Here is an 8,286-nt window from a genome sequence, read left to right as displayed (position 1 = left end):
CATTTGGTCGCGGTGCGATGACCAACCACTGGGTTGATATTAAAAACGCTAACGTCGTGATGGTGATGGGCGGTAACGCCGCTGAAGCACATCCGGTGGGATTCCGCTGGGCGATGGAAGCTAAAAACAACAATGATGCCACGCTGATTGTTGTTGACCCTCGTTTTACACGTACAGCTTCGGTGGCGGATATCTATGCGCCAATTCGTTCCGGCACGGACATTACGTTCCTGTCCGGCGTCTTGCTGTACCTGATTGAAAACAACAAAATTAACGCTGAATACGTTAAGCATTACACCAATGCCAGCCTGCTGGTGCGGGATGACTATGCTTTTGAAGACGGTCTGTTCAGCGGGTATGACGCGAAAAAACGCCAATACGATAAATCGTCCTGGAACTACCAGTTCGATGAAAACGGCTACGCGAAACGCGATGAAACGTTAAGCCATCCTCGCTGTGTCTGGAACCTGCTAAAACAGCACGTTTCCCGCTACACGCCGGATGTGGTGGAAAACATTTGTGGTACGCCGAAAGAAGACTTCCTGAAAGTCTGCGAAGTGCTGGCTTCCACCAGCGCAGCCGATCGCACCACCACGTTCCTGTATGCGCTGGGTTGGACTCAGCATACCGTCGGGGCGCAGAACATCCGCACCATGGCGATGATCCAGTTGCTGCTCGGCAACATGGGGATGGCAGGTGGCGGTGTCAACGCCTTGCGCGGCCACTCCAACATTCAAGGGTTAACCGACTTAGGTCTGCTCTCTACCAGCCTGCCGGGCTACCTGACGCTGCCGTCAGAGAAACAGACAGACCTGCAAACCTATCTGGCCGCAAACACGCCAAAAGCGACATTGGCCGATCAGGTTAACTACTGGGGCAACTATCCGAAGTTCTTCGTCAGCCTGATGAAATCTTTCTACGGCAATGCAGCGCAGAAAGAAAATGACTGGGGCTTTGAGTGGCTGCCGAAGTGGGATCAGTCCTACGACGTCATTAAATACTTCAACATGATGGATAGCGGGAAAGTCACCGGCTACATCTGTCAGGGCTTTAACCCTGTTGCGTCCTTCCCGGACAAAAACAAAGTGGTGCAGAGCCTCAGCAAACTGAAGTATCTGGTGGTTATCGATCCGCTGGTGACCGAAACTTCAACGTTCTGGCAGAACCACGGTGAATCAAACGACGTTGATCCGGCGTCGATTCAGACCGAAGTTTTCCGTTTGCCTTCTACCTGCTTTGCGGAAGAAGACGGCTCCATCGCCAACTCTGGCCGCTGGCTGCAGTGGCACTGGAAAGGTCAGGACGCACCGGGTGAAGCCCGCAACGACGGCGAGATCCTTGCCGGTATTTACCACCGCCTGCGCGACATGTATCGCACTGAAGGCGGTAAAGCTGTAGAACCCGTTCTGAAAATGAGCTGGAACTATAAGCAGCCGGACGAACCGCACTCCGAAGAAGTGGCGAAAGAGAACAACGGCTATGCGCTGGAAGATCTCTATGATGCCAACGGCGTGCTGGTTGCGAAGAAAGGTCAGTTGCTCAACAGCTTTGCGCTGCTGCGCGATGATGGTTCTACGTCATCATCCTGCTGGATTTATACCGGCAGTTGGACCGAGCAGGGCAACCAGATGGCCAATCGCGATAACGCCGACCCGTCAGGCCTCGGTAATACGTTGGGCTGGGCCTGGGCATGGCCGCTGAACCGTCGCGTGCTGTATAACCGCGCTTCGGCGGATCCGCAGGGTAAACCGTGGGATCCAAAACGCATGCTTATCCAGTGGAACGGTACGAAGTGGACGGGGAACGATATCCCTGACTTCAATACCGCAGCACCGGGCAGTGGCACCAATCCGTTTATCATGCAGCCGGAAGGGCTGGGGCGTCTGTTTGCTATCGATAAGATGGCGGAAGGTCCGTTCCCGGAACACTACGAGCCGATGGAAACGCCGCTTGGCACTAACCCGCTGCACCCGAATGTGATCTCCAACCCGGCAGCGCGTCTGTACGAAGCGGATAAACTCCGTATGGGCACGAAACAGGACTTCCCGTACGTCGGGACGACCTATCGTCTGACCGAACATTTCCATACCTGGACCAAGCACGCATTGTTGAATGCGATTGCCCAGCCGGAGCAGTTTGTGGAAATCAGCGAAACGCTGGCGGCAGCGAAGGGGATCAACAACGGCGATCACGTGAAAGTCAGCAGCAAACGTGGATTTATTCGCGCAGTTGCCGTGGTCACTCGTCGTCTGCGTACCCTGAACGTCAACGGTCAGCAGGTAGAAACGGTTGGGATCCCAATCCACTGGGGCTTTGAAGGAGTCGCGCGTAAAGGCTTTATCGCCAACACCCTGACGCCGAACGTCGGTGATGCAAACTCGCAAACGCCGGAATACAAAGCGTTTTTAGTTAACATCGAGAAGGCGTAAGGGAGGCGAACATATGTCTATGGAAACGCAGGACATCATCAAACGGTCCGCAACAAACTCCATCACGCCGCCGCCTCAGGCTCGTGATTACAAAGCAGAGGTCGCGAAGCTGATCGACGTTTCCACCTGCATAGGCTGTAAAGCCTGTCAGGTGGCATGCTCAGAGTGGAACGATATCCGCGATGAAGTCGGCCACTGCGTCGGGGTTTATGACAACCCCGCCGATCTCAGCGCCAAGTCCTGGACGGTGATGCGATTTACCGAAACCGAACAGAACGGCAAGCTGGAGTGGTTGATTCGTAAAGACGGCTGTATGCACTGTGAAGATCCGGGCTGTCTGAAGGCGTGCCCGTCTGCCGGGGCCATCATCCAGTACGCCAACGGGATTGTCGATTTCCAGTCAGAGCACTGCATTGGCTGCGGCTACTGTATTGCCGGGTGTCCATTTAATATTCCGCGCCTCAATAAAGAGGATAACCGCGTGTATAAATGTACGCTGTGTGTGGACCGCGTCAGCGTCGGGCAGGAACCTGCCTGCGTGAAAACGTGTCCGACCGGGGCAATACATTTCGGCACCAAGCAGGAAATGCTGGAAATGGGCGAACAGCGTGTGGCAAAACTGAAAGCTCGCGGTTTTGAACATGCCGGTCTCTACAACCCGGAAGGTGTGGGCGGCACGCACGTCATGTACGTTCTGCATCATGCCAACCAGCCTGAACTGTATCACGGTCTGCCAAAAGACCCGCAGATAGATACCTCTATCAATCTGTGGAAAGGGGCGCTGAAGCCGCTGGCCGCTGCCGGATTTATCGCCACCTTCGCCGGACTGATTTACCACTACATTGGTATTGGTCCGAATAAGGAAGTGGACGACGACGAGGAGGACCATCATGAGTAAGTCGAAAATGATTGTGCGCACGAAGTTTATCGACCGCGCCTGTCACTGGACGGTGGTGATCTGCTTCTTCCTGGTAGCGCTGTCGGGGATTTCATTTTTCTTCCCGACTCTGCAATGGCTGACGCAAACCTTCGGTACGCCGCAGATGGGACGCATTTTGCACCCGTTCTTCGGCATACTGATCTTCGTGGCGCTGATGTTCATGTTTGTACGCTTTGTGCACCACAACATCCCGGATAAGAAAGATATTCCGTGGCTGAAAAACATTGTGGAAGTACTGAAAGGCAATGAACACAAAGTGGCAGATGTGGGCAAATACAACGCCGGGCAGAAAATGATGTTCTGGTCGATTATGAGCATGATTTTCGTGCTGCTGATTACCGGTATCATTATCTGGCGTCCGTACTTTGCGCAGTTCTTCCCGATGCAGGTCGTGCGCTATAGCCTGCTGATCCATGCGGCGGCGGGGATTATTCTGATGCACGCCATCCTCATCCATATGTATATGGCATTCTGGGTGAAAGGATCGATTAAAGGCATGGTTGAAGGGAAAGTGAGCCGTCGCTGGGCGAAGAAACATCACCCACGTTGGTATCGCGAAGTTGAAAGACAAGAAGCGAAAAAAGAGAGCGAGGAAGGGGTTAACTAATCTCTGATGTTCCCTCTACGCAATGGCGCTACATCGGTAGCGCCATTTTTTTGCCAAAAAAACGTCATGTTTCTGTCATCTGCTGAACGTAAGGTGTTGTCTTTCCGATAATAGAAGAGTTAAAAGACAATGCATCTGGTGAAAAAATTACTCGCAGTCAGCGTGTTTCTTTGTGCTTCAGCTCAGGCGCAGAACATCCTCGAATTTCCTCAGCCGGAGAACAACCCGGAAGAGTTTTATGCCGTAACCGAAATTCCGGCAGGTGGAATGATTAAATATGAAACCGACGCCAAAACCGGTTTTATCGTTGCCGATCGCTTCCAGTCAATGCCGGTTGCCTATCCCGCCAACTACGGTTCACTCACCCAGTCTTTAGCCGGTGACGGTGACCCGCTGGACGTCATTTTTTATACCCGTGCGCCGCTTGCTCCGGGAACGTTGATTAAGCTGCGCGCTATTGGCGTACTGAAGATGATCGACGGCGGTGAAAAGGACGACAAAATTGTCGCCGTTCCGGCCAGTAAAATTGACCCCACTTATGACGACATCAAAGAGTTAAGCGATCTGCCCAAGATTGAAGTTCAACGTCTGGAATCTTTCTTCCGCGTGTACAAAGATCTGCCGGAAGGGCGCAAGAAGGTCGAATTAAACGGTTTCAATGACGCCGCTACGGCAAAGCAAGAGATCAAACAGGCCTGGGATGCCTGGAAAGAGAAAAAACCGCAGCAATAAATGGTATGCCGGATGACAAAAGTTTATCCGGCATTTATATCACTGTACCGCCAGCTTACGCAGACGTGAAATATCCACGCTTTTTTGGGCCTCTGCCAGACTCCAGGTATTTTGCAGGTTTAACCACATTTCGGGTGAACTGCCAATCACTACGGAGAGTTTAATCGCCATCTCAGGCGTCAGAGCCGCTTTCCCGGTTAATAGTCGACTTGCCGTTGACGGTGCAATCTCCATAGCTCTGGCAAACTCGCGCAGGCTGACATTGAGTTCTTCCAGCGCTTCCTGAATGATATCCCCAGGACGGGGATGATTTGCCATCTTCATCAATGATAGTCCTCGTAATCCAGTATGTACGCGTCGCCATTGACGAATTCAAACGTAATACGCCTGTTACCTGAAACAGAAATTGCCCATATGCCGTCGCGTTCCCCCACCAGAGGATGTAGCTTATAACCGGGCATATTGATATCTGTAACCTTGCTTGCCGCATCAATAACGGCAAGTCTGTGTCGTAATCGTCGGACATGTTTCGCCATAACGCCTGATGTTCGTCCATGAAGAAACAAATCGCGCAATCCCTTGTGCCTGAAGTTCATGATCATCCGTATCATCCTTGTTCCTTCAAGAGGAACACTACCATCAATGTTCCGTTAAACGCAACACCAAGATTGCGATATTTAAAATTGTGCGGCGAATGTGCAAAAAGAAAAAGGGAGAAGGGGAATAACTGGAAAGCGTCACGCAAGAATTGCCGGATGGCTGGCCTACACGCGCATTTTGCTGATGTAGGCCGGATAAGCTTGCGCCATCCGGCAATAAAGATTACTCCAGTTGTGCGTTCAGATGTTCAATCTCCTTGCGCCATTGCGCCTGTAACAACGGTTTTTGATGTTTCGGCTTGCGTGCGAGATCGTCGGCCAGACGCTGCTCAAGATCGAGAAGTTGTTCCAGCAATCTATCGCTGTCACCGCTTATTTCAGTTTTCGCTTCAGCCACCGTTTTGGGAACGGTTATCTCCGCGGACGTTTCCCGAATACGCGCATTGACCGCCTCCAGATCGTGCCATTCACTGAGTTCGCCATTGTCGATTAGCCAGAACCGGTTGCAGCTTTGGCTGATAAGCTGCCGGTCGTGACTGACCAGCAACACGCCGCCGTTATAGCTTTGTAGCGTTTCTGCCAGCGCCTCTTTGCCTTCCATATCCAGATGGTTGGTCGGTTCATCGAGCATCAGCAGACTGTAGCGCGCAAGCGTCAGCCCAACAAATAGTAACCGGGAGCGCTCACCGCCGCTTAACGTGCTGACTCGCTGCGCATGACGAACCCACGGAAATCCCGCGCTAATCAACGCCATCTTGCGAATCTCTGGCTGCGGGGCAAACGCTTCCAGCGCGTCAAACAATGAATCGTTATCGGCAAGCTGATGCAGCGTCTGGTCGTAATAACCTAGGGTAACGCGCGGGTGTAACACCAATGAAGGCGATGCCAGCTGTGACTGAAACTGTTGCCAGATAAGCCTTAACAGCGATGATTTCCCGCAACCGTTACGCCCGACAATCGCCACGCGATCGCCGCTTTTTAACCGGATACCGGCAATGGAAAACAGTGTATCTGCACCGGGAGCAGGGGCTACAGACAGATTGGTCATCTCCAGCAAACGATCTGCACGCAGGGCATCACCCTGCAATGTTAGTGTCCACTGACTTCCTGACGTTACTTCTGTTTGCACCTCTTTCAGGCGCTGTACCTGTTTTTCCATCTGCTTTGCCTTGCGGGAGAGATCTTCGTTGTCGTAGACCCGCCCCCAGGTTGCCAGCCGTTTGGCGCTGGCAGTCACCCGGTCTATCTCTTTTTGCTCAGCCTTGTGGCGCAGAGCATCGCTGACATCTCTTTCTGCCAGAGCCTGACGCGCTGCACTACAGGGTAGATCAAACGCATGGAGGGTGCGATCGCGCAAGATCCAGGTTCCGTGAGTCACCGCGTCCAGCAGTTGTGGGTCGTGGGAGACCACCACAAAACTGCCAGACCAGTTCTGTAAGAACTGCTCAAGCCACAGTAATGTAGGCAAATCCAGGTGGTTACCCGGTTCATCCAGCAGCAGCAGGTCAGGATTACGCATCAGTGCCCGCGCTAATAGCAAGCGCGTGTGCTGGCCACCGCTCAATGTTTGCGCAGTCAGAGATAAATTCTCTGGCGTAAAACCCATTTCGGCAAGCAGTGCTTCAACCCGCCACTGCTGAGCTGCGCGTTCATGCTCGGGAAGTTGAGCGAGAACGGCTTCCTGCAGCGTAAGAGGCAGTATATTGTCAGGTAGATGTTGTTCTACACGTGCGAGATGGCAGTGATTCGCCTGCGCGATTGCCCCACTGGTGGGCGAGATCGTGCCATCGAGCAGTTTTAACAGCGTGCTTTTGCCGCAGCCGTTGTAACCGATAAGCCCGATGCGGTCGCCTTTTTTCAGGGTAAAGGAAAGATCGTCGAATAGCGTGCCGAATGCCGTATCAACGTGTAAGGATTGTGCGGTTAGCAATGTGCTCATTGTTGCTTACTCAAGAGTTACAGGCGTGAAAACGCCTCGTCAAACATCGCTGACGATAACCCGGTAAGCCCGAGAGAAGGGGATTTAGAAGTTAGCTTCGCTCAAGCAGAAGTTATCGCAGCACGATACCGATAACGCTTGAGCACTGGCGATCGCCAAAAGCATGTGAAACGATAAAACGTTCACAGTACAGCATAAGTATCCTCCTTTTATTTTTCAGAATGTTAATCGGTGGCCAAAGTGTAATCGTAAGTTACGCAAAAGCGCAAGTGTTGAACGCCCGACAGCAGTGTGCCGCCGGGCAAACCGTCAAATAGAGGTACGACGGTAGTCGCGATATTCTGCCTGCCAGAAATTATCGTCAATTGCCTGTTGCAGCGCTTCGGCGGAGGTTTTCACTGCCACACCTTGCTGCTGAGCCATTTTACCGACGGCAAAGGCAATGGCGCGAGAAACGGTCTGAATATCTTTCAGTTCCGGTAGCACCAGACCTTCACCGTTGAGCACCAGCGGTGAATACTGCGCCAGCGTTTCACTCGCCGACATCAGCATTTCATCAGTGATGCGCGACGCGCCAGACGCAATCACACCCAGGCCGATACCCGGGAAGATATAGGCGTTGTTACACTGGGCGATTGGGTAAATTTTATCTTTCCACAGTACCGGTGCGAATGGACTACCGGTCGCAACCAGCGCGTTACCTTCGGTCCAGGCGATAATATCCTGTGGTGTAGCTTCAACACGGGAAGTGGGGTTAGACAACGGCATGACGATCGGACGCGGACAATGCTTGTGCATTTCGCGGATGATCTCTTCGGTAAACAGGCCGGTTTGTCCGGAAACGCCGATCAGGATATCCGGCTTAACGTTGCGGACCACATCGAGCAACGACAGCACATCTTCTTGGGTATCCCAATGCTGGAGATTTTCGCGTTTTTGCACCAGTTTGGTCTGGAAGGAGAGCAGGTTCGGCATTTTGTCTGTTAACAGGCCGAAGCGGTCGACCATGAATACGCGTTGACGCGCCGCTTCTTCGCTTA

Annotated in this window: 8 protein-coding genes; 4 read left to right on the top strand and 4 right to left on the bottom strand. The window is 52.7% G+C overall.

Features of this window, described 5'->3' with window-relative positions; genetic code table 11:
* The 4 genes from fdnG to FDW94_RS16905 all read left to right on the top strand — a co-directional run.
* On the top strand, positions 1–2,429 hold a 2,429-nt coding region (gene fdnG, locus FDW94_RS16920; RefSeq protein WP_249358583.1), incomplete at its 5' end, for a formate dehydrogenase-N subunit alpha.
* 13 nt (positions 2,430–2,442) lie between these two features.
* Positions 2,443–3,327: a formate dehydrogenase N subunit beta gene (gene fdnH, locus FDW94_RS16915; protein WP_003833024.1), complete on the top strand. Its 885-nt coding sequence runs from the start codon at positions 2,443–2,445 to the stop codon at positions 3,325–3,327.
* Positions 3,320–3,976, top strand: a complete 657-nt coding sequence (gene fdnI, locus FDW94_RS16910) for a formate dehydrogenase-N subunit gamma (RefSeq protein WP_003020054.1) — start codon at positions 3,320–3,322, stop codon at positions 3,974–3,976. Before fdnH ends, fdnI begins: the two co-directional genes overlap by 8 nt.
* Positions 3,977–4,105: 129 nt before the next feature.
* The gene (locus FDW94_RS16905; RefSeq protein WP_003833020.1) at positions 4,106–4,708 is read left to right on the top strand and encodes an inorganic diphosphatase; all 603 of its coding nucleotides are present in this window, start codon (positions 4,106–4,108) and stop codon (positions 4,706–4,708) included.
* A gap of 39 nt (positions 4,709–4,747) precedes the next feature.
* Here FDW94_RS16905 and FDW94_RS16900 read toward each other — a convergent pair whose 3' ends face one another.
* The 4 genes from FDW94_RS16900 to maeA all read right to left on the bottom strand — a co-directional run.
* The gene (locus FDW94_RS16900; protein WP_003833018.1) at positions 4,748–5,032 is read right to left on the bottom strand and encodes a HigA family addiction module antitoxin; all 285 of its coding nucleotides are present in this window, start codon (positions 5,030–5,032) and stop codon (positions 4,748–4,750) included.
* Complete coding sequence (locus FDW94_RS16895; protein ID WP_137377931.1) at positions 5,032–5,310, bottom strand: type II toxin-antitoxin system RelE/ParE family toxin; 279 nt, start codon at positions 5,308–5,310, stop codon at positions 5,032–5,034. The genes FDW94_RS16900 and FDW94_RS16895 overlap by 1 nt, the downstream gene beginning before the upstream one ends.
* A 220-nt stretch (positions 5,311–5,530) precedes the next feature.
* Entirely contained in the window at positions 5,531–7,246 is a 1,716-nt protein-coding gene (locus FDW94_RS16890; protein ID WP_137377930.1) for an ABC-F family ATP-binding cassette domain-containing protein, read from the bottom strand.
* Positions 7,247–7,555: 309 nt separating this feature from the next.
* Positions 7,556–8,286: oxaloacetate-decarboxylating malate dehydrogenase (maeA, locus tag FDW94_RS16885; RefSeq protein WP_137378038.1), on the bottom strand; the 731-nt coding region annotated here is incomplete at its 5' end.

Source organism: Citrobacter sp. wls757 (assembly GCF_005280935.1).
Classification (GTDB): domain Bacteria; phylum Pseudomonadota; class Gammaproteobacteria; order Enterobacterales; family Enterobacteriaceae; genus Citrobacter; species Citrobacter portucalensis.
The sequence above is the reverse complement of the archived record's forward strand: the minus strand, read 5'-3'. Positions and strand labels throughout refer to the sequence as shown.

Excerpts from the sequence above, each read along its gene's own strand:
- FDW94_RS16905 (WP_003833020.1), top strand. The coding sequence starts at position 4,106 with ATGCATCTGGTGAAAAAATTACTCGCAGTCAGCGTGTTTCTTTGTGCT.
- fdnH (WP_003833024.1), top strand. The coding sequence starts at position 2,443 with ATGTCTATGGAAACGCAGGACATCATCAAACGGTCCGCAACAAACTCC.
- FDW94_RS16900 (WP_003833018.1), bottom strand. The coding sequence starts at position 5,032 with ATGAAGATGGCAAATCATCCCCGTCCTGGGGATATCATTCAGGAAGCG.
- FDW94_RS16890 (WP_137377930.1), bottom strand. The coding sequence starts at position 7,246 with ATGAGCACATTGCTAACCGCACAATCCTTACACGTTGATACGGCATTC.
- fdnI (WP_003020054.1), top strand. The coding sequence starts at position 3,320 with ATGAGTAAGTCGAAAATGATTGTGCGCACGAAGTTTATCGACCGCGCC.
- FDW94_RS16895 (WP_137377931.1), bottom strand. The coding sequence starts at position 5,310 with ATGATCATGAACTTCAGGCACAAGGGATTGCGCGATTTGTTTCTTCAT.